The 20,254-nt window shown below is 63.4% G+C and carries 13 protein-coding genes and 3 pseudogenes; 8 read left to right on the top strand and 8 right to left on the bottom strand.

Annotated features, from left to right (window positions below; translation table 11 throughout):
- Positions 1-130: 130 nt before the first annotated feature.
- The 4 genes from ACFOOL_RS08340 to ACFOOL_RS08325 are packed head-to-tail and all read left to right on the top strand — an operon-like array spanning position 131 to position 6,337.
- Positions 131-1,261 carry a cysteine desulfurase family protein gene (locus ACFOOL_RS08340; protein ID WP_380096491.1) on the top strand — a complete coding sequence of 377 codons (1,131 nt, stop codon included), beginning with the start codon at positions 131-133 and terminating at the stop codon, positions 1,259-1,261.
- Positions 1,258-2,157, top strand: coding sequence for a DUF4007 family protein (locus ACFOOL_RS08335; protein ID WP_380096490.1), 900 nt, complete (start codon positions 1,258-1,260; stop codon positions 2,155-2,157). Before ACFOOL_RS08340 ends, ACFOOL_RS08335 begins: the two co-directional genes overlap by 4 nt.
- On the top strand, positions 2,154-5,540 hold the full coding sequence (locus tag ACFOOL_RS08330; RefSeq protein WP_380096489.1) for a hypothetical protein: 3,387 nt from the start codon (positions 2,154-2,156) through the stop codon (positions 5,538-5,540). Before ACFOOL_RS08335 ends, ACFOOL_RS08330 begins: the two co-directional genes overlap by 4 nt.
- Positions 5,537-6,337: a phosphoadenosine phosphosulfate reductase family protein gene (locus tag ACFOOL_RS08325; protein WP_380096488.1), complete on the top strand. Its 801-nt coding sequence runs from the start codon at positions 5,537-5,539 to the stop codon at positions 6,335-6,337. The genes ACFOOL_RS08330 and ACFOOL_RS08325 overlap by 4 nt, the downstream gene beginning before the upstream one ends.
- Before the next feature lie 25 nt (positions 6,338-6,362).
- Here the strand turns inward: ACFOOL_RS08325 and ACFOOL_RS08320 are convergent, their stop codons facing one another.
- Positions 6,363-8,315 carry a hypothetical protein gene (locus ACFOOL_RS08320; RefSeq protein WP_380096487.1) on the bottom strand — a complete coding sequence of 651 codons (1,953 nt, stop codon included), beginning with the start codon at positions 8,313-8,315 and terminating at the stop codon, positions 6,363-6,365.
- Positions 8,312-9,310, bottom strand: a complete 999-nt coding sequence (locus ACFOOL_RS08315) for a sensor histidine kinase (RefSeq protein WP_380096486.1) — start codon at positions 9,308-9,310, stop codon at positions 8,312-8,314. Before ACFOOL_RS08315 ends, ACFOOL_RS08320 begins: the two co-directional genes overlap by 4 nt.
- A gap of 152 nt (positions 9,311-9,462) precedes the next feature.
- On the opposite strand from ACFOOL_RS08315, the pseudogene ACFOOL_RS08310 reads away from it, so the two are divergent.
- Positions 9,463-9,567: pseudogene (locus ACFOOL_RS08310) on the top strand (DUF736 domain-containing protein); the annotation flags it as partial.
- On the opposite strand, the pseudogene ACFOOL_RS08305 reads toward ACFOOL_RS08310, so the two are convergent.
- A pseudogene (locus ACFOOL_RS08305) lies at positions 9,566-10,003 on the bottom strand (Arm DNA-binding domain-containing protein); the annotation flags it as partial. The pseudogenes ACFOOL_RS08310 and ACFOOL_RS08305 sit on opposite strands and share 2 nt — an antisense overlap.
- Positions 10,004-10,603: 600 nt before the next feature.
- Here ACFOOL_RS08305 and sul2 point away from each other — a divergent pair.
- Positions 10,604-11,419: a sulfonamide-resistant dihydropteroate synthase Sul2 gene (sul2, locus tag ACFOOL_RS08300; protein ID WP_001043260.1), complete on the top strand. Its 816-nt coding sequence runs from the start codon at positions 10,604-10,606 to the stop codon at positions 11,417-11,419.
- Between the two features lie 86 nt (positions 11,420-11,505).
- Positions 11,506-11,748 (top strand): annotated as a pseudogene (locus ACFOOL_RS08295) (phosphoglucosamine mutase); the annotation flags it as partial.
- Positions 11,749-11,983: 235 nt separating this feature from the next.
- On the opposite strand, the gene ACFOOL_RS08290 reads toward ACFOOL_RS08295, so the two are convergent.
- The 5 genes from ACFOOL_RS08290 to guaB form a co-directional block, all read right to left on the bottom strand.
- Positions 11,984-13,477 (bottom strand): IS91-like element ISCR2 family transposase, encoded by a 1,494-nt coding sequence (locus ACFOOL_RS08290; RefSeq protein ID WP_001120888.1) that lies wholly within the window; start codon positions 13,475-13,477, stop codon positions 11,984-11,986.
- 111 nt (positions 13,478-13,588) lie between these two features.
- Positions 13,589-15,160, bottom strand: a complete 1,572-nt coding sequence (guaA, locus tag ACFOOL_RS08285) for a glutamine-hydrolyzing GMP synthase (protein ID WP_380096485.1) — start codon at positions 15,158-15,160, stop codon at positions 13,589-13,591.
- 56 nt (positions 15,161-15,216) lie between these two features.
- Positions 15,217-15,696: a TspO/MBR family protein gene (locus ACFOOL_RS08280; RefSeq protein WP_380096484.1), complete on the bottom strand. Its 480-nt coding sequence runs from the start codon at positions 15,694-15,696 to the stop codon at positions 15,217-15,219.
- 135 nt (positions 15,697-15,831) lie between these two features.
- Positions 15,832-17,121, bottom strand: a complete 1,290-nt coding sequence (locus ACFOOL_RS08275; RefSeq protein WP_380096483.1) for an RsmB/NOP family class I SAM-dependent RNA methyltransferase — start codon at positions 17,119-17,121, stop codon at positions 15,832-15,834.
- A gap of 2 nt (positions 17,122-17,123) precedes the next feature.
- Positions 17,124-18,626 carry an IMP dehydrogenase gene (guaB, locus tag ACFOOL_RS08270; RefSeq protein ID WP_380096482.1) on the bottom strand — a complete coding sequence of 501 codons (1,503 nt, stop codon included), beginning with the start codon at positions 18,624-18,626 and terminating at the stop codon, positions 17,124-17,126.
- A gap of 233 nt (positions 18,627-18,859) precedes the next feature.
- Between guaB and ACFOOL_RS08265 the strand changes: the two genes are divergently transcribed.
- A complete protein-coding gene (locus ACFOOL_RS08265) occupies positions 18,860-20,248 on the top strand; it encodes an MFS transporter (RefSeq protein WP_380096481.1) in 1,389 nt (462 codons plus the stop codon).
- Positions 20,249-20,254: the final 6 nt, after the last annotated feature.

Genomic DNA, 20,254 nt, shown 5'->3' with positions numbered 1-20,254 from the left:
CGCTGCTACCCCCATGCCCAGCAGATCGCGCCACTGCCGGTGGAATGCGCTGGACGGAGGCTATAGTCTAATGACCTATAGTCCCGTATAGTGTAGTGTATCCAACATCTTTTTCAAAGCCGGGGACGACTTGACGATCTATCTCGACAACATGGCTGCCACGCCTGTCGACCCGCGGGTCGCGGAACGCCACCGCACGGCGATGACCGACAACCCAGCGAACGCACACAGCTCAGTGCACTCGCTCGGCGTTGACGCTCAGAAGACAATCGACAAGGCTTCGATGGCACTGATCAGCGCGCTCGGCTGCAACGACGGCGATGTCACGTTCACGCCCGGTGCCTCCGCCGCGCTGTGGCTCGCCGTCGAGGACGCGATCGGGCGCGTCGTCGGCCGGCCGGCGCGGATCGCTGCGACCGAGGTTGAGCACCCCGCCCTGCTCAGCGCCCTCCGACGAGCAGAGCGCGAAGGGCGCGTAACGCTCGCGATGATCGCCGTCGACGAACATGGCGCTCCCAAGCTCGATGCGGTCGAGCAAGCGCTCAGCCGGGGCGCCGACCTGCTGTGCACAATGGCCGCCAACAACGAGATTGGCACGATCACCGACATCCCTTCGGTGGCAGCCGTGGCGCGGCATAAAGGCGTCCGGCATCTCGTCGACGCCAGCCAAGCCGCCGGCCGGATCGAGATGCCCAGCGTTCTCGATGCCGACCTGATTGTGGTCAGCGGCGCGAAGGCCTACGGGCCGCGACGAGCCGGCGCGCTTCTTGGCGAACTGAGTGGTCATGCCTCCCGTCTGGCGCACGACGTCTTCGGAAGCCCCGACGCTCCCGCAGCGGTGGCGCTCGCCTACGCAATGTCCCTGCGCGCCGCCGAGCGCGTCGCCGACGAGCGGCGGCTTGCGGCGATGCGCGACGCCCTGCAGTCGCATCTGCTCGACGCCGTCCCGGGACTACGCGTCAACTGCTCCCAGGCATCGCGCCTAGCCGGAAGCCTGCACGTCTCGACGCCACACCTTCCTGGCGAGGCCGTTGTTGGTCGTCTTTGGGGACAAGTCGCGCTGTCAACCGGAGCAGCCTGCCAATCGGGTGTGCCGGGACCCTCACACGTGCTCTCCGCCATGGCCATTCCCGAATGGGCCAAGGAGGGAGCCGTCCGCATTGGGATCGGCCGCTTCAACACCGAGGACGAAGTCGCGCAGGCCGGCGAACTGATCGCCGCCGCGCTGAACGCAGCCGTGCCAGCACGGAGATACGCATGACACTCGCCGCCGTCCGGCCCCGCTTCAGCGGGCATGAGACGTTCGCCTGCCGTTTCGCCTGGCTACCCAAGGCCGTCCGCCTGATCGCTCGAAATCCGAAGGCGCTCTCCGACGACGAGCGCGCGATCCTCGAGCTCGGCCTAGGCAAGAATATGGTCCGCGCGCTTAGGTTCTGGCTGGAGACGTTCGAAGTCGCCTCTGCGGAGGCCGGCGCGTGGTCGCTGCTGCCGTTCGGCGAAGCGCTGTTCGGCGACGACGGTCTCGATCCCTACATCGAGCGCGTCGAGACCCAGTGGCTGCTCCATTGGCGCCTCAGCACGGCAGTCGAGAACCCGCTGTTCGCCTGGCGTCACATCCTCTACCGCCGCATGCGTCCCGACTTCACGCGCTCCGAGCTTCTCGCCGAGATGCGCGCCGAAGGCGAACGGCTAGGCTACGAGCACTCCGACGTCACGCTGCTCCAGCACGCCGATGTGTTCATCCACAGCTATCTCGGTTCGCTCAATCCCGCCTCCCCGGAGGACACGCTCGACGGTCCACTCGTCGATCTCGGCCTGCTCCGGCGGCTCGGCCGCCGGCGCGGCGCCGATCGCATCGAGCCTGTTTTCACGCTTACGCGAATCCCGATTGGCGAGATCGGCGGCGGCGTCGTGAACTACGCGATCGCCAGCTATTGGACCGCCCGCCGCGCAGGCGAGTCCGTCGTGACGTTCCGCGACCTTGCCCACGGTGAGGGCTCCCCGGGCGCGACGCTGCGCATGGAGACGGACGATCTGCGCGACCATCTCGAGCGCTGGCCCACGCTTTGGTCCTACCGCCCTTCGGGTGACGCCGGCAGCATAACAGCTGTGGCCGACCTCGACCCTGCGCGCCTCCTGCGGGAGATCTACACGTGAGCAAGATGACCATCTTCGATCTGCTTGGCGCGCCCGGCATGTTCTACCGCTCGGTGGCGCTCGACCGCGACGCCGGCGATCCCTCCGCTGGACGTTCGTTCGTCATGACGCCGTGGCTCGAGCGCGGAGCGGCCGAGATCCTGTCGGGCATGCAGCCAGGCGGAACGCGGCGGGCCTGGCGGATGATTGGCGACTTCGGCGTCGGAAAGTCCGCGCTCGCTCTCGCCATCATCCAGGCACTCGATCCGCGTGTGTCAACGCCGGAGATGCCGATGCGGCGCCTCACCGAACCCGAGGGTGGAGCTCCTCGTATGTTCCCGCTGTTGGTCACCGGGTCGCGAGAGGGACTGTCCGCAGGTCTGGCCGCAGCGATCGCGCGGACGATCGAGACGGATGGGCTCATTCAGCCGCAGCGGGCAGTCAGGCTGGCAAAGATCGCTGACCCGTTCGATGCCATCCCTGAGCTGCGCGACGCTCTGCGCGAGACCGGCGAGTTTGACGGCCTACTGCTGGTCGTCGACGAGATGGGCAAGTTCCTAGAGGCGGCCGGTGAGCAAGAGGGCTTCGACGTCTTCCGGCTCCAATCGCTCGCCGAAGGCGCCGCCCGCAGCGGCGACGCACCGCTGTCGGTCATCCTCATCCTCCACAAGGGTTTCCAGTCTTACGCGGAGGATTGGCGCACCGCGCGACGGAGCGAATGGGAGAAGGTGGCGGAGCGATTCGAGGAGATGGTTTTCGACCATCCACTGTCGCACACCGCCGCGCTGCTGTCGGCAGCCCTATCGGTCGATGAGGCATCGATTCCCGCGAAGGCCCGAAAGGCGTATTCGAACGCGGTCGAGCGGGTGCGCGCGCTCGGCTGGCTCGGTCCGCGCAGCGGCAAGGGGACCGGCGGCTGCTGGCCTATCCATCCGGCAGCCATCCCGGTGATGGCGAGGTTCTTCGCGACCTTCGGTCAGAACGAGCGGTCGCTGTTCGGCTTCGCCGCCAGCGAGGAGCCGAACAGCCTCCGCGCGTTTGCGGAGGAGACGCCTGCCATCGGTGGTCTCTACGGCATCCGGCACTTCTTTGACTACATCGCGTCGTCGTTCGGCCATCGGATGACCGCGCGCGCGGGTGCCGGCGAATGGTCGCGGATCAACGCCGTCCTCGATCGCGCCACCGACGCGGACGCGATCGAGAGCGCGGTACTCAAGACAATTGGCATCCTTAACCTGCTCGACGCCCCGGACCTCCCTGCGACGTGGGACGGCGTTCGCGAGGCGCTAGTCCCCGACTTCGAGACCGACGAAGTCGAGGCGGCACTTGACCGTCTCATCGTCGGAGGGCTCGTCTTCCGTCGGCCGGGCCGCGCCGAACTCCGGCTGTGGACCAGCCGCCGCGTCGACCTGTCCGCCATCTGGTCCGACGCCGAGCGGGAGCTCGACGCCCGGACGGTGATTGACGACCTGCCTCGTCATCTTGCCAGCCTGCCGGTCCGGCCCTACGTACTGGCCCGCCGACACTCGGTAACGACGGGCACGAACCGCCGGTTCGCCGTCCGGTGCACCCATGCTTCCGCCCTGCAGGGCTATGGCGGTCACGGTAGCGCCGACGGCGGGATCGTCGCTGTGTTGTGCCGCAACGCCGAGGATCTCCGCATCGCTCGCGCTTGGTGTGCAGAGGTGACGAGCGAGGATGAAGCGATGGTCGCCGTCGCCGTGCCCCCAATGGCCAATCTCGGCCACGCGATGGTCGATCTGCTCCGGCACCGCTGGGTCGTTACGAACGCCTCTGCCCTGCAGGAGGACGCGCATGCCACCGCCGAGATCGAACGGAGCATTGGCGACTTGGAGGCCCATTTGGTCGCCGCTATCGAGGCGACGTTAGGTTTGCGCGGCCATGCGCCGGCGTCCCCGCTCGACGTTTTCTGGAAGGGTGAAGCCTCGCCACTGGACGGCCCTATCCACGCGCTGGTGTCGGCGCTGTGCGACCGCATCTATGACCAGGCACCGCTTGTCGAGAACGAGTTGGTGAACAAGCAGTCGCTCACTTCGGCGGGCGCAAGCGCGCGTCAGCGGCTGATCGAGAAAATGTTCTCCGACGCGCATGATCCGGAGCTCGGATTCGTGGAAGGCAAGAACCCGCCGGAACGGGCGCTCTACCTGTCGCTGCTGCGGCGCGGCGGCCTGCATCGCAAACGGGCCGGCAGTTGGACGATCGCACCGCCAGAGCGCGGCGAGGATCCACTAAGGCTGGCGCCGGCGCTCTCTGCGATCGATTCATGCCTCTCTGGTTCGGAGGAACGCGTACCCATTCCTACCATCTACGCTGCGCTGGAGGCACGACCGTTCGGCGTGCGTCCTGGGCTCGCGCCGCTGCTCATGGCTGTGACGCTCGTCGTCGCCGGTCACCGAGTTGCCCTCTTCGAGCGCGGCACATACTGCCCTCGCATCGACGGCGCGGCGTTCATGCGTATCCTCAAGTCGCCCGAGCACTTCTCGCTGCAGCTTGTTGCGCTCGAGGGCATTCGCGCCGACGTGTTCCGGCGCCTGGCCGAGCTGCTCGACCGCCATCCGGAGGAGTCGGGCATCCGGACCGTGGTTGATCCGCTGATCCGCTTCGGTGTCGACCTCCCGTTCCACGTCCAGAGCACTTCGGCGATCAGCGCAGAGGCCCGCCGCGTGCGCGGCGCACTCGCGAAAGCCCGCAGCCCGGTCGACTTAGTCTTCAGCGACCTGCCCGTGGCCTGCGGCATGGAGCCCTTCGGCCAAGACACGCGGCCGGACGCAGCCCGCGTCAACGAGTTTGTCACTCGACTCGACGCCACGATCACGGAGCTGCGCAGCTGCTATCCGAATCTGCTCCAGGAGATGCGCCAAGAGGTATTCGAGACCTTGGGCGCCAAGGACCGCGCATCGCTCGCCGAGCGCGCAGCCTCCCTGACGTTCCGCCTGACGGAGCAGCACCTCCGAACCTTCGCTCTCCGCCTAGCCGACGGCGGGCTGTCCGAGGAGAAGTGGATCGAAGCCCTGGGAGGCGCCATCCTAAGCAAGCCGCCGGTCCGCTGGCTCGACCACGACGTTTCGACGTGGCGGTCGCGGCTGGCCGATGTCGCCTCGCAGTTCCGGCGTGTCGAGGCCGCCGCGTTCGGAAAGGGCGAATCCAAGCGTAACGCGGTCCGCGTGTCTCTCACCCGCATCGACGGCCGGGAGCGGGCGGTGATCATTGACATCGACGACCTCAGCGAGCATCAGTCGACCGTACTGGGCGCGATCGAGCGCATGGCGATTGAGGCGAACCTCAGTCTGGACACGGTGGCGGCGATGTTGACGCTTGAGAGCATGCAGAAGGAGAAGGACGTGGAGCTGGGCCTGCACGAAACGGAGCGAGGGCACGGATGACCCGCCATGTGTTGAGCCTGTCGGGCGGCAAGGACAGCGCCGCGCTGGCCGTCTACCTGCGCGACCGCGTGCCGGATATGGAATACATCTTCCATGACACGGGCAAAGAGCTTCCCGAGACCTACGACTACATGGCCCGGCTGGAGAGCATCCTCGGCCGGCCGGTCACGCGCACCACGCCCGACGACCCGTTCGAGCACTGGCTCGCCGTATACGGCGATATGCTGCCGTCGAACCACCGGCGCTGGTGCACAAAGATGCTGAAGCTGAAGCCGTTCGAGGCCTACATCGGCGATGACCCCACGATCAACTACGTTGGTCTGCGGGCCGACGAGAAGCGCACCGGTTACATAAGTACCAAGCCGAACATCGTCGCCGTCTATCCTTTCCAGGAGGATGGGCTGGTGCGCGCCGACGTCATCCGCATTCTCGAAGACAGCGGACTTGGCCTTCCGCCGTACATGGAATGGGGACGCTCCCGCTCAGGCTGCTACTTCTGCTTCTACCAGCAAAAGATCGAGTGGGTCCGACTAAAGCGGACGCACCCCGATTATTTCGAGCTCGCCAAGGAGTACGAGGTCCGCAGCGCGGCGGTCAGCAACAGCTTCACCTGGTGCAGCGGGGAATCGCTGATCGAGCTGGAGCAGCCGGACCGGATGGAGCAGATCGAGCGCAACCACGAGGCGTCGATGGCCAGGCGAATGGCCAAGCGCGAAAACCTCCCGCTGTCGGCGGTGCTGGGCGGAGCGGATGTCGAAGAAGAGGAACCCGAGGGCTGCCTGATCTGCAGCCTCTAGCTAGGCGAACTCCCGTTCGAAGCGCTCAGGCCTTCAGGACTACCAGAATAACGTGGTTGGGCGCTGCGGGGACCGCGGCTCCTCGTTGCGGAAGTAGCTCGACCTTCAGATAGTCGTTAATCCCCTGCGACGCCGGAGGCCGACGCGTCACCATCATCACGAGCTGATCCATCCTTTCGAGAAGCCCCTTGGCCTTCGCCCGCGTGTCGGCGTGCCGCTCCTCAGACTCCGCTGTCTGCTGCAGGACGGCGCGCAGGTGCTCAAGAAAAGCACCTGTGAAGAACACCGGCTGCTTCGTGGCGTCCTTGCCACGCTGCGGTGATTGGAAGGCAAAACTGCTTTTGAAGTCGAAACCGTCGTCGAGTTCGATAAGGCTGCCCCCTTCCCTCACGCAGACCTTGCCCGCCAGCGGCTCGAACAGCGCTGGAGCCTTTAGGAGGCCTACCCTCGCGAAAGACGACAAGTATTCAGACTGAAGCGCAAGAAAATGTTCTGCCTTCAACCTTCCGAGCCAGATGCGCTTCTTCTGCTGGACTTCCTTCTTGAGCTGCTGGACTTCCTTCTTGAGCTGCTTGAGTGGAAGCGCCTGCGGATGCTTCATGCTCCAATCAACCTCGTAGAAGCGTCCGTTCACGATGACGATCTGGGGATCGAGCTTGTGATTGTGATAGGTGGGGCGAAGCGTCCCCTCGAGCATAAGCACGGAGGTTGCGGCCGGCTCGCCGCCATTACGGCTCATCAGATCGCAGATTGGAGTCATCACAGCGGTGATCGTCCGTCCTACCAGCGAGGTGCTGGCCCGCTTGGGCAACGCGCCCTCGAGGAACAAATCACCGGGCACGGGCATGCTGTCATCAGGCCCACGATATCCGCGTTCGGACGTCATGCGCGTCGCGCTGTATAGCTCGGCCATCGCATTCGATGGCGCTTCAACGAACCGGCTGGGAACGTCGTCGAAGGGGTTCGGCCGGTCCTTGGTTGGCGCATGTTTCGTGAACGAGCACATGATACGCTCGGCCACTGCGCCCGCGACGACCTCCTTGATGTAGTCCTCAACCAGCTGACCCTCGGACTGGAGGCTCAACTCAAAAAGCCGGGCGAAGTCTGCGATGTCTAGTTCGACGAGCCTTTGTGCAACCCAGCCTTGGGCCTCGGCGATAACCGTCGGAAGCGCCTTGCGGAGCGGTTCGAAGAGCGCGCTCGCTCGGCAAGTGCGCAGGATCTCAGCTATCGCAAGTAGGTCCTGCGGATCCTCGCGCTCGAGTGCCTGCTTCTGCACGAAGCGGAAGCGAGATGCGGTCTGGGACGTCCGCTTGCGGAAGTTCTGCGCGACCTGCTGAGTTCCGAGCGACGAGATCAGGATGAACGCGGGCGGAACTGCGGTCACGTCGTCCTGCGTCTCGCGTCGGACATCTTCAAGATAACGAATCGCGCGCTCACGCGCCTTGTCGAAAACGGTCCGTGGCGTTTCGCCGGGCATTGGATTGGGCGGCACGTCAGATGAAAGGAAGAGATCAAGAAAGACGACGTTTGCCTTAGCCACAACGCTGGGCTCCGGATCCGCGCCTAGTTTCATCACGCGGACCTTGGTGGCGGCCAAAAGCTTCTCCAGCGGCTTCAACTGCTGGAGCTTGCTGATCCGGTCGTGGCTGACGTCCGAGAACAAAATCTCAAGGCTCAGGCCCACTCCGTCTGTCATCGCGCCATGGACCGCCACGCCCACACTCAGTTTCCATAGGTGTTCGACGAGTTCCGCCTTCGCCGCGAAGGTCTCCCAGTCGTCCAGATCGTCCTCCACAAAGGCGCTGGCGGCCGTAAGCGCGATGATCCGTTGGGGATCGTCCTCCATCGACTGGACGAAGCGGTTAAACGCGTCCTCGGATATCTCCTCTCCTCGCGGCGGGTCGTAAGCGTCGTCGACTATGGCCAGAAGCTCGACACCACCCACCTTTGCGACCAGTTCCAGATTGTCGCTCATTTCGCCTTCTCGGTCAGGCCAAGCGAAAAGCGGCGCCACACCTCCGTGCCCGGTGGGCCGACGAGATTCAGCGTCCAATCATGATATTCGGCCAGCTCGCGAGCGATGTAGAGTCCGAGCCCGTTGCCCTCGCCGGGTGGTTTCGCCGTCACAAAGGGCTTGAAAATTTCTTCCGCCTCCGCGGCCTCTACACCTGGACCGTTATCGGATATCTCGATTGAGCCGGTCGTCTGGTCGATCTCGATGAGAATACGCGGTTTTAGATCGGGTTCGATGACCGTCTGCTGCTTCAGCCAATAGAATGAGTTCGAGAGCAGGTTCTCGAGTATTTGGATCAGCATTCCCCGAACCGCCTTTATTCGCCAAGGCTGCTTGGAGGCGCTTGATATCGTGACCACTACCTTGTGCCGCTTCGCCTGCGCGTCCCGAGCGTCGACTACCTGCTGCACCAAATCCTCGACCATAAAGGATTCCTTGGTCTGACGACGGGCTGTGCTCAGCGGGTCCAGCGTCTCGATTCGTTTCTGAAGCGTCCGCAACTGGCTCTCGAGCGTTTGGAACACCGCTGGCAGCTTGCCTGCCAACTGCGACTTGTCGACGCCTTCGAGGGTGCTGAGCGTGCTGCTGCTCCGTCCAAGCTCATGTAGGATGAGCTCAACCATCAGGCCCAAACCGGCGAGGTGGACGAACTTCCGTCTCTCGTCCTTGTAGTCGTCGATGATGGTATCGACGTCGTCGATCTGCGAAGCCAGCGCCTTAACCAGCCGCTCGACCTCTGTGAGCGGACCTGCCTGCTCCGGCGCGTCGACTGCAATCTCGCGGATACGCCGCTGGATCTCGGTCTTCGACTTGGCGACGCGAGCCTTAAGGACATCGACTGACGTCAGATCCTCTTGCTTGAGCTCGTCCTCGATGTTCTGGCTGAAGGTCTTAAAATCCTCGAGCACCTTCTGGAGGATGCTGACAAGCGCATCCTTGTACTCGTTGTCGACCAAACCCTCGCGATTCGTCTGCTCGATAAGGCGTCGGTTCCGCCAGGTAAGGTTGACCCGGCCTATCACCTGCTGCCGATTCAGCTTGTAGCCGCGTCGCCCGAACGCGCGCTTGTCGAGCTGAAGCCAGTCGTCGTCACCACCTCCGTAAGGGAACCCGCACCGCGAACGGCTACACTGGCTCGGTCAAGACCCTCAACCTCAACGTCAAGTCGGTGAAGTTCGCCCCCGCCGAAGGCGACAACGACAAGGGTCCGGACGAAGATCGTCAGGCGTGATTTCCGGAAGCAGCCGATTTCGCCAAATGGGAAGCAATTCGCGCTCAAAGATTGAACGACGCAGTGCGCGCGTGCTGTCGGCCATTGGCCCCGCAGTCAGCCACTTCTCGCCGAATTGGCCGAAACTCCTTGCTTTCTTGATGCGACGCTTTTCGCGCTGCTTTTCGATGGCGGGAGATCGTCCTTCACGAATGGCCCGTTTCGCGTCGATGCACTTTTCTCTCGCGTGCGCCAGCGAGATGCCATCGCGGCCGTACTTGCCGAACGTGACTGTCTCCCTGCGACCGTTCAAACGGTAATCCAAGCGGAATGAAATATGTCTGCTTGGGGAGACAAGTACATACATCCCGTCACGATCCGAAACCTTATAAATTTTGTCTTTTGATTTCAGGTTCTTAAGTGTCGCATCCGTCAACATTGGACCACCTCATGCCTAAAAATACCGTCAAGCGTTTTTTGCGCCCCCTTAGGTATAATTCGGCTGATAAATCAGTGGCTTATCCGAAAAATAATACCGTCAGACGCTTCGATTGGCTGACGGTATTTACAAAAACAGCCGCATGCAAGATTTCGCCGGACCGTCAGATGTGACGGTATGTGCGAACGCTGCCCACCGATAGTCATCGATAGGTAGCGTCATATTGTTTATTTGATTTCAACGGGTTAGGTCGTATTCCAGCGTGCTTTTGGATACGTTCGGATGGGCCTGAATCACTCCCACTCTATTGTAAACAAGACATTTTTATCTTTTATATTCAATGGCTTATTTTCCTGCTAATTGGTAATACCATGAAAAATACCATGCTCAGAAAAGGCTTAACAATATTTTGAAAAATTGCCTACTGAGCGCTGCCGCACAGCTCCATAGGCCGCTTTCCTGGCTTTGCTTCCAGATGTATGCTCTTCTGCTCCTGCAGCTAATGGATCACCGCAAACAGGTTACTCGCCTGGGGATTCCCTTTCGACCCGAGCATCCGTATGAGACTCATGCTCGATTATTATTATTATAGAAGCCCCCATGAATAAATCGCTCATCATTTTCGGCATCGTCAACATAACCTCGGACAGTTTCTCCGATGGAGGCCGGTATCTGGCGCCAGACGCAGCCATTGCGCAGGCGCGTAAGCTGATGGCCGAGGGGGCAGATGTGATCGACCTCGGTCCGGCATCCAGCAATCCCGACGCCGCGCCTGTTTCGTCCGACACAGAAATCGCGCGTATCGCGCCGGTGCTGGACGCGCTCAAGGCAGATGGCATTCCCGTCTCGCTCGACAGTTATCAACCCGCGACGCAAGCCTATGCCTTGTCGCGTGGTGTGGCCTATCTCAATGATATTCGCGGTTTTCCAGACGCTGCGTTCTATCCGCAATTGGCGAAATCATCTGCCAAACTCGTCGTTATGCATTCGGTGCAAGACGGGCAGGCAGATCGGCGCGAGGCACCCGCTGGCGACATCATGGATCACATTGCGGCGTTCTTTGACGCGCGCATCGCGGCGCTGACGGGTGCCGGTATCAAACGCAACCGCCTTGTCCTTGATCCCGGCATGGGGTTTTTTCTGGGGGCTGCTCCCGAAACCTCGCTCTCGGTGCTGGCGCGGTTCGATGAATTGCGGCTGCGCTTCGATTTGCCGGTGCTTCTGTCTGTTTCGCGCAAATCCTTTCTGCGCGCGCTCACAGGCCGTGGTCCGGGGGATGTCGGGGCCGCGACACTCGCTGCAGAGCTTGCCGCCGCCGCAGGTGGAGCTGACTTCATCCGCACACACGAGCCGCGCCCCTTGCGCGACGGGCTGGCGGTATTGGCGGCGCTGAAAGAAACCGCAAGAATTCGTTAACTGCACATTCGGGATATTTCTCTATATTCGCGGTTCAGCAGGCATGTCCCCTTTGAGGGCGACCCGACGACAGGATAATCGACCTTATGGTGCGCAAATATTTCGGCACAGACGGTATTCGTGGCAAAGCCAACGAAGGCGCGATGACGGCGGAAACCGCCTTGCGCGTCGGCATGGCGGCTGGCCGTGTCTTTCGTCGCGGTGACCACCGCCATCGTGTCGTGATCGGCAAGGATACGCGCCTGTCGGGCTATATGCTTGAACCCGCGCTCACAGCCGGTTTCACCTCGATGGGCATGGACGTATTCCTTTTTGGCCCGCTGCCGACAACGTATAGGAAGAATAAACGCCCTTTTCACCCAAGTCCAACAGCTTTGGACCGCAGTTGACTCTTTCGACACCCCTGCGATGCAACCCAATCCGGCTGACGGGGAGCCAGCAACGCTGAAAATTTACCCTCCTCTTTCCCACTAGCGGCTCCTTTTCCGACAACCAGCACGGCGGATCCCTGCCGCGGCGCTGTGAACGCAGCATTTTGATTGGTATCGTTGGCCTTCAGGCTCGTCAGTCAAACAGACCCAGGAGCAGCTCAGCCGGTGGCGCCCGGCTTTCGGGTAACGCCCTGGTCCCGCTGGTTTCGGCTTTGTGCTTCAGGTGATCAAGGATCTGCTTGATCACTATAGGGTCTTCAATGCAGGCGATGACTTTCATGGCGCCGCCGCAGCCGCTGCAGGTCTCGATGTCGATATTGAAAACACGCTTGAGCCGTTGCGCCCATGTCATCGACGCTCGCCGTTGTGCTGGTGTTGCCGGTTCATCAGCCACCCTGACCTTGTTGCCCCTGCCCCGTTTTGCCGGCGTGACCAACGCCCGGTGCCGACTGTTGGGTGCGAACACCCCGTGGAAGCGGGTTAGGTTGACTCTGGGCTTCGGTACCAGGGCGGCCAGCCTTGCAATGAAATCCAATGGTTCGAAAATGACGTGCGTGGTGCCGTCCCGGTACGGCGTCTTGAGCTGGTAGCGCACGTTGCCGCCTCGTGTTAACGACAGCCGCTTCTCGGATACCGCCGGGCGGCTGATGTACCGGCACAGCCGTTCGAGCTTCTTGCGTTCATCGGCCCTGGCCGCCACGCCGGCGTGCAGGCTGGACCCGGCTACCTTGCCAATCCCGTCACCGAACGGATCACCACTGGTCGGCAGAGTTTGCAAAGTGAACACCTTTCGCCCCGCCTGTGAACCGACAGCGATACGGTAAGTGATCGAGTGCCCCAGCAGGGGTGTCATCGGGTCGTCATCCACCGCATCCGAGGCCAGATAGCTGTTTTCGACATCCCGTTCCAGCAGGCCTTGCCGTTCCAGATAGCGACCCACCCGGTGGGCGATGGTGTGCGTCAGCTGGGTGAGCTCTGGGCTGGTCGGCGCCTTGACCCAGCGGAAACGCGCTGAGCCGTGGGATTGCTCGACATACACACCGTCGAGAAACAGCATGTGGAAGTGAACATTCAGATTGAGCGCCGATCCAAAACGCTGGATCAGGGTGACCGCGCCCGTCTTGGCCACTTGGTGGGTATGGCCCGCTTTCTTGACCAGGTGCGTGGCAATGACGCGGTAAACGATGCCCAGCACCCACCCCATGATCTCGGGCCGGCTGGCAAACAGGAAACGCAGCTGAAACGGGAAGCTCAACACCCACTGACGCATGGGTTGTTCAGGCAGTACTTCATCAACCAGCAAGGCGGCACTTTCGGCCATCCGCCGCGCCCCACAGCTCGGGCAGAAACCGCGACGCTTACAGCTGAAAGCGACCAGGTGCTCGGCGTGGCAAGACTCGCAGCGAACCCGTAGAAAGCCATGCTCCAGCCGCCCGCATTGGAGAAATTCTTCAAATTCCCGTTGCACATAGCCCGGCAATTCCTTTCCCTGCTCTGCCATAAGCGCAGCGAATGCCGGGTAATACTCGTCAACGATCTGATAGAGAAGGGTTTGCTCGGGTCGGTGGCTCTGGTAACGACCAGTATCCCGATCCCGGCTGGCCGTCCTGGCCGCCACATGAGGCATGTTCCGCGTCCTTGCAATACTGTGTTTACATACAGTCTATCGCTTAGCGGAAAGTTCTTTTACCCTCAGCCGAAATGCCTGCCGTTGCTAGACATTGCCAGCCAGTGCCCGTCACTCCCACTCGATGGTACCGGGCGGCTTGGACGTCACGTCGTAGACGACGCGGTTGATGCCGCGGACTTCGTTGATGATGCGGGTTGCGGTCCTGCCGAGGAAGTTCATGTCGAACTGGTAGAAATCGGCGGTCATGCCATCGACCGAGGTGACGGCGCGCAGGGCGCAGACGAACTCATAGGTGCGCCCGTCGCCCATGACGCCGACGGTCTGGACCGGCAGCAGCACGGCGAAGGCCTGCCAGATCTTGTCGTATTGGCCGGACTTGCGGATCTCGTCGAGATAGATGGCGTCGGCGCGGCGCAATATGTCGAGCTTTTCCGGAGTGATGCCGCCGGGGCAGCGGATGGCGAGGCCGGGGCCCGGGAAGGGATGGCGGCCGATGAAGCTCTCGGGGATGCCCAACTCGCGGCCGAGCGCGCGCACTTCGTCCTTGAAGAGTTCGCGCAGGGGCTCGACCAGAGCCATGTTCATGCGCTCGGGCAGGCCGCCGACATTATGGTGCGACTTGATGGTGACCGACGGGCCGCCAGTGAAGGAGACGCTTTCGATGACGTCGGGATAAAGCGTGCCCTGGGCGAGGAATTCGGCGCCGCCGAGCTTTTTCGCCTCTTCCTCGAACACTTCGATGAACAGCCGCCCGATAGTCTTGCGCTTGGTCTCCGGATCGGTCTGGCCTTCGAGCTCGCCCAGGAACCGTTTCGAGGCGTCGACATGGACCAGCGGAATGTTGAACTGGTCGCGGAACATGGTGACGACCTGCTCGCTCTCGTTGAGCCGCATCAGCCCGTGGTCGACATAGATGCAGGTGAGCTGGTCGCCGATGGCTTCGTGGATGAGGACGGCCGCGACCGAGGAATCCACGCCGCCCGAAAGACCGCAGATGACGCGACCGGTGCCGACCTGTTCACGGATCTTCTCGACCATCTTCTGGCGATAGGCCGACATGGTCCAATTCGAGGCGATACCGCAGATTCTGTGGACGAAATTGGCGTAGAGCTTCGCCCCGTCGGGCGTGTGCACCACTTCGGGGTGGAACTGTACCGCCCAGATGCGCCGGGCCTCGTTGGCGATCATGGCGAAGGGGGCGTTGGGCGAGGTGCCCACCACCTCGAACCCCTCGGGCAGCGCCACGACGCGATCGCCATGGCTCATCCAGACCTGATGCGCGCTGCCGGTTTCCCAGACGCCCTCGTAAAGCTCGCTGGGCTGGTGGACGGTCACTTCGGCGCGGCCGAATTCCCGGTGATGGCCGGCGGCGACCTCGCCGCCCAGCGCGACGCAGAGCGCCTGCTGACCATAGCAAATGCCCAGGATCGGCACATTGGCGGCCAGGATCGCCGGATCGATGGTGGGGGCGTTCTCGTCCAGCGTCGAGGCCGGGCCGCCCGAAAGCACCACGCCCTTGGGCCGCAGCGCGACCATGGCGGCGCCAGCGGACTGGAAGGGATGAATTTCGCAATAAACGCCGGTTTCGCGAATGCGGCGGGCGATCAATTGCGTGACCTGCGAGCCGAAATCGACGATCAGGATGGTGTCGTTGAGGGAGGCGGAGGCTGGGTGCTGCATGGCGAGGCTTTAGCCTCGCCCCACGGATTCCGCAAGCGCGGCGTTGCCGATACGGCCTAATTGAGAATGGCGATGCCGATATTGAGATAGGCGGCGAAGCCGACCCAGGCCAGATAGGGCGCGAACAGCCAGGCGGCCAGGGAATCGCGCCGGCGCACGGCGAGGATGAAACTCAATATGGCCAGCCACATGGCCGCGATGATGGCAAAAGCCGGCCAGGGCTGTTCGGCAACGAAGAAGGTGGGAGACCACGCCCAGTTGAGCAGCATCTGCGCACCCCACAGCATCATGGCGGGGGAGCGGGGCGCCTCGATCCAGACGCGCCATCCGGCGATGGCGATCAACACGTAAAGCGTGAACCATACCGGGGCGAATACGGCGTCCGGCGGATTGAGCGGCGGCTTGGTGAGGCCGTCATACCATTCGCCGGGGACCGACTGGGTGCCGATCAGCGCCCCGACGCCGATGACGACGAGGAGGAAGACGGCAAGGGCGAGCCAGGATTGCGGGGTCCGGTAAACGGCCGTGGACTGCATGAGACGCTCCCTTTCAGGTCAATGCCTGACGGGAACGGGCGAGCGGGCGGAAGGTTCACGGCTAAGGCAAAGGCCCTATCGTCGGGGCTCCCCCCTCACCCGTCTCGGCCTGCGGCGGTTCCACCCTTGCCCTGCTCAGCCCGCCTTGCGCAGGAGATGGCAGTAAAACCCGTCGGTGCCGGTGCGGCGCGGGGTGAGGCAGAGGCCTCCGGCGGGGGTGGCGAGGCCATCGGGCAGGTCGGTGATCAGGGCGCTGCGCCAGGCCTGGGCGATATCGAGGGTTTCGAAACCAGGATGGGCGGCGCGGAAGGCGGCCACCCGATCGTCGTTCTCCTCGGGGAGAATGGAGCAGGTGATATAGGCCAGAACGCCGCCGGGCCGGAGATAGGCCTGCGCCTCCGCCAGCAATGCCGCCTGTTCGGCCTGGCGCTGGGCGAGCAGCTCGGGCGTCAGCTTCCATTTGGTATCGGGGCGGCGGCGCCAGGTGCCGGTGCCGGTACAGGGCGCGTCGACCACCACGCGATCCATTTTCCCCACGAGGTCGTCGAGGGCGCCGGGCTGTGGCGCGCGAACCTGCGCATTGCGGACGCCGTTGCGCTTCAGCCGCTCATAGATGGGGGCGAGGCGCGCCCGGTCGCTGTCATAGGCGAAGATCTGGCCCCTATTGCCCATGGTCGCGGCCAGGGCGAGCGTCTTGCCCCCTGCCCCGGCGCACAGATCGAGCACCTGTTCGCCCTCGCGCGCGCCGGCCAGGGCGGCGACGACCTGGCTGCCCTGGTCCTGCACCTCGAACCAGCCCTTCTGGTAACCCTCGTCGGTGGTGACGTTGGGAGTGCGCGCATCGCGCGGACCGGCGGGCATGGTGATGCCGAAGGGCGCGATGAAAGTGGGCTGGGGCGAGAAGCGCGCCAGCGATTTCACCACCTTTTCCGGCGACGCCTTGAGGGCGTTGGCGCGCAGGTCGAGCGAGGGCCGGCCGGCCATGCCCTGCCCTTCCTCAACCCAATCGGGGCCGAAGGCACGCTCCAGCGAGGGCGCCAGCCATTCCGGAACATCGGCGCGGATGGCGGGCGGCGCGGCGGCGAGATCGGTGGCGGCGGCAGCGATCTCCGCCTCGCTCGGGGGCTCGGGGGCGTGACGGTCGCCGGCAAAGGCTTCAACGAGACTTTCCCGGGTCTCGCCCCAGTCACGCAGGGCGACGGCAAGAACCAGAGCGCGCGGACTGTCGCTGCCCATGGCGAAGGCATGGGAGGCGCGGCGGCGCAGCGCGTCATAGACCAGATTGCCGATGGCCGCCCGGTCCCCAGCCCCGGCGAAGCGGTTGTCGAGGCCCCAGGCCTTGAGCGCCTCGGACACCGGACGCCGGCGCTGCTCGACATCGGCGAGCACCTCGATAGCGGCGGCAAGACGGCCGGGCAGACGCATGGCTAGCGTCCGCTGCCGTAATTGGGCGCTTCGCGGGTGATGGTGACGTCGTGGACGTGGCTCTCATGCAGCGCGGCGCCGGAAATCTTCACGAAGACGGAGTTTTCGCGGAAATCCTTGAGATCATGGGCGCCGGTATAGCCCATGGAGGCGCGCAGCCCCCCGGCGAGCTGATGCAGCACGGCGGCGACGGAGCCCTTATAGGGCACCTGGCCCTCGATGCCCTCGGGCACCAGCTTCATCTGGTCGCGCACGTCCTGCTGGAAATAGCGATCCGCCGAGCCGGCGCCCATGGCCCCGACCGAGCCCATGCCGCGATAGGATTTATAGGAGCGCCCCTGATAGAGATAGACCTCGCCGGGGCATTCGTCGGTGCCGGCGAGCAGCGAGCCCACCATGACGCAGGAGGCGCCGCCGGCGAGGGCCTTGGCCATGTCTCCGGAGAACTTGATGCCCCCATCGGCAATGACCGGAACGCCGCGCTTGGCGCCTTCCTCGGCGCAAGCCATGACGGCGGCCAGTTGCGGAACGCCGACGCCGGCCACGATGCGGGTGGTGCAGATGGACCCAGGACCGATGCCGACCTTGACCGTATCGGCTCCGGCATCGATGAGGGCCCTGGTGGCTTCGGCGGTCGCCACATTGCCGGCGACGATGCGGGTGGAATTACTCTCGCGCTTGACCCGCTCGACCGCCTCGGCAACGCGCACCGAATGACCGTGGGCAGTGTCGATGACCAGCAGGTCGACGCCCGCATCGATCAGCGCCAGCGAGCGCTCGAAGCCGGCATCGCCCACAGTGGAGGCGGCGGCGACGCGCAGGCGCCCCTGCTCGTCCTTGACCGCATTGGGATTGAGATGCGCCTTTTCGATATCCTTGACGGTAATAAGGCCGATGCAGCGATAGTCCTCGTCCACCACCAGCAGCTTTTCGATGCGATGGCGATGCAGCAGGATCTTGGCTTCTTCCTTGGACACCCCTTCCCTGACGGTGATCAGGTTCTGATGGGTCATCAACTCGGACACTGGCTGGTTGGGATTGGAGGCGAAGCGCACGTCGCGATTGGTGAGGATGCCGACCAGTTTTCCGATCGCGCGGCCGCCGGTGCCGCCGTTTTCCACCACGGGAATGCCGGAGATCCGGCTTTTTTCCATCAGGGCATGGGCATCGGCCAGCGTCGCCTCGGGCCCGATGGTGATGGGATTGATCACCATGCCGCTTTCGAAGGATTTCACCATGCGCACCTGCTCGGCCTGCTCGCCGGCGGTCAGGTTCTTGTGGATGACGCCCAGCCCCCCGGCCTGCGCCATGGCAATGGCCATATCGGCCTCGGTCACCGTGTCCATGGCCGAGGACAGGATGGGAAGATTGAGCCTTATGTCCTTGGTGACATAAGTGGAAATATCCGTCTCGGTCGGCAGGATGTCGGAAAGCGCGGGCTGGAGCAGCACGTCATCGAAGGTGAGCGCCGCATCGCCGGTGATGGTGGTAATAATCTTCGCCAAGGCCAGACCCTTCCTGCCTTCTGATGAGAACCAGAGATGAACGGAATATGAGCCGCGAACGGGATTCGCGGGCTCCGGTAGGCGAGGGTCAATAGCACCGGAGCGGGATTTTGCCTAGTGCCGCCGCGCGCATGATGACGGCGTGGATTTGGGCTATGCGCCAGATGCGGATCGGCCCATAATGTTTGGGTCGCGCTCGCGGCTTATTTCGATTCATCCGGTTTCATTACGTCGTGATCCGTGTCACCCCGCTCATTCTGGCGGTCGCCCTGTTCATGGAACAGATGGACTCGACCGTCATCGCCACCTCCCTGCCCGCGATCGCCGCCGATATCGGCACCGAACCGATCGCGCTGAAGCTGGCGCTGACGGCTTATTTCGTGGCGCTGGCCATCTTCATCCCCATCAGCGGCTGGATGGCCGACCGGTTCGGAGCCAAGAACGTGTTCCGGCTGGCGATCTTCGTGTTCATGCTGGGATCGCTGGCCTGCTCCTTCGCCTTCTCGCTGGAATCCTTCGTGCTGTCGCGCTTCTTCCAGGGCATCGGTTCCTCGATGATGACGCCGGTGGGCCGCCTGTTGCTGGTGCGCTCGACACCGCGCAGCGAATTGGTGGCGGCGCTGGCCTGGCTGACCGTTCCGGCGCTGGTGGCGCCGGTATCCGGGCCGCTGATCGGGGGATTCCTGACCACCTATCTCTCGTGGCACTGGATTTTCTGGATCAACATTCCTATCGGCATCGCCGGCATCGTCTTGTCGGGCATTTTCCTCAAAGTGCCGGACGAGCGGAACCCGAGGCCCGTGGACCTCGTGGGATTCGTCCTCGCGGCGGTGGCGTTTTCCGGCCTGGTGTTCGGTCTCTCCGTGGTCAGCCTGCCGGCGCTGCCGATCCTTTACGGCTATCTGACGCTGGCGGTGGGCGTCACCGCCTCGCTCATCTATCTCCTCCACGCCAGGCGGACGAAATATCCGCTGCTCGACCCGAAGCTGTTCCGCAACGAGTTGTTCCGCTCCTCGATCATGGGCGGCTCGCTGTTCCGCATCGCGGTGGGCGCGGTGCCCTTCCTGTTGCCGCTGATGCTGCAGCTCGGTTTCGGTCTCAATCCGTTCCAGTCGGGCGCCATCACCTTCGTGTCGGCCATCGGCGCCATCATGAGCAAGTTCATCGCCGAACGGACATTCGCGCGCTACGGTTTCCCGCGCGTCCTGGGCCTGGCGGCGGTGTTCGGCAGCCTGCTGATCGCCGCTCACGGCCTGTTCACCGCCGAGACGCCGGCGCCGGTGATCATGGCGGTGCTGGTGGCCGGGGGCGTCCTGCGCTCGATCTTCTTCACCGGCGTCAACGCCATCGGCTATGCCGATATTTCCGACGAGGAAGCCAGCCAGGCAACGGCGATCACCGCGGTATGCCAGCAGTTGGCGGTGGCCTTCGGGGTCGCGGTGGCCGGCGGCATTCTGGAAATCTCCAGCGCCATGGGCGGGGGCGAACTCAGCCTCGTCGACTTCCGGATCGCCTTTTTCACCGTGGGCGGGCTGAGCGCCCTGGCCGGCATCATCTATTTCCGCCTGCCCGCCAACGCCGGCAGCCATGTGTCGGGCCACCGGGTGCGGACCGAGGTGTGAACGAGG

It is taken from the genome of Devosia honganensis (assembly GCF_042648785.1).
GTDB lineage: Bacteria > Pseudomonadota > Alphaproteobacteria > Rhizobiales > Devosiaceae > Devosia > Devosia honganensis.
Note: the sequence above shows the minus strand (reverse complement) of the source record. Positions and strands in the feature narration are given on the sequence as shown.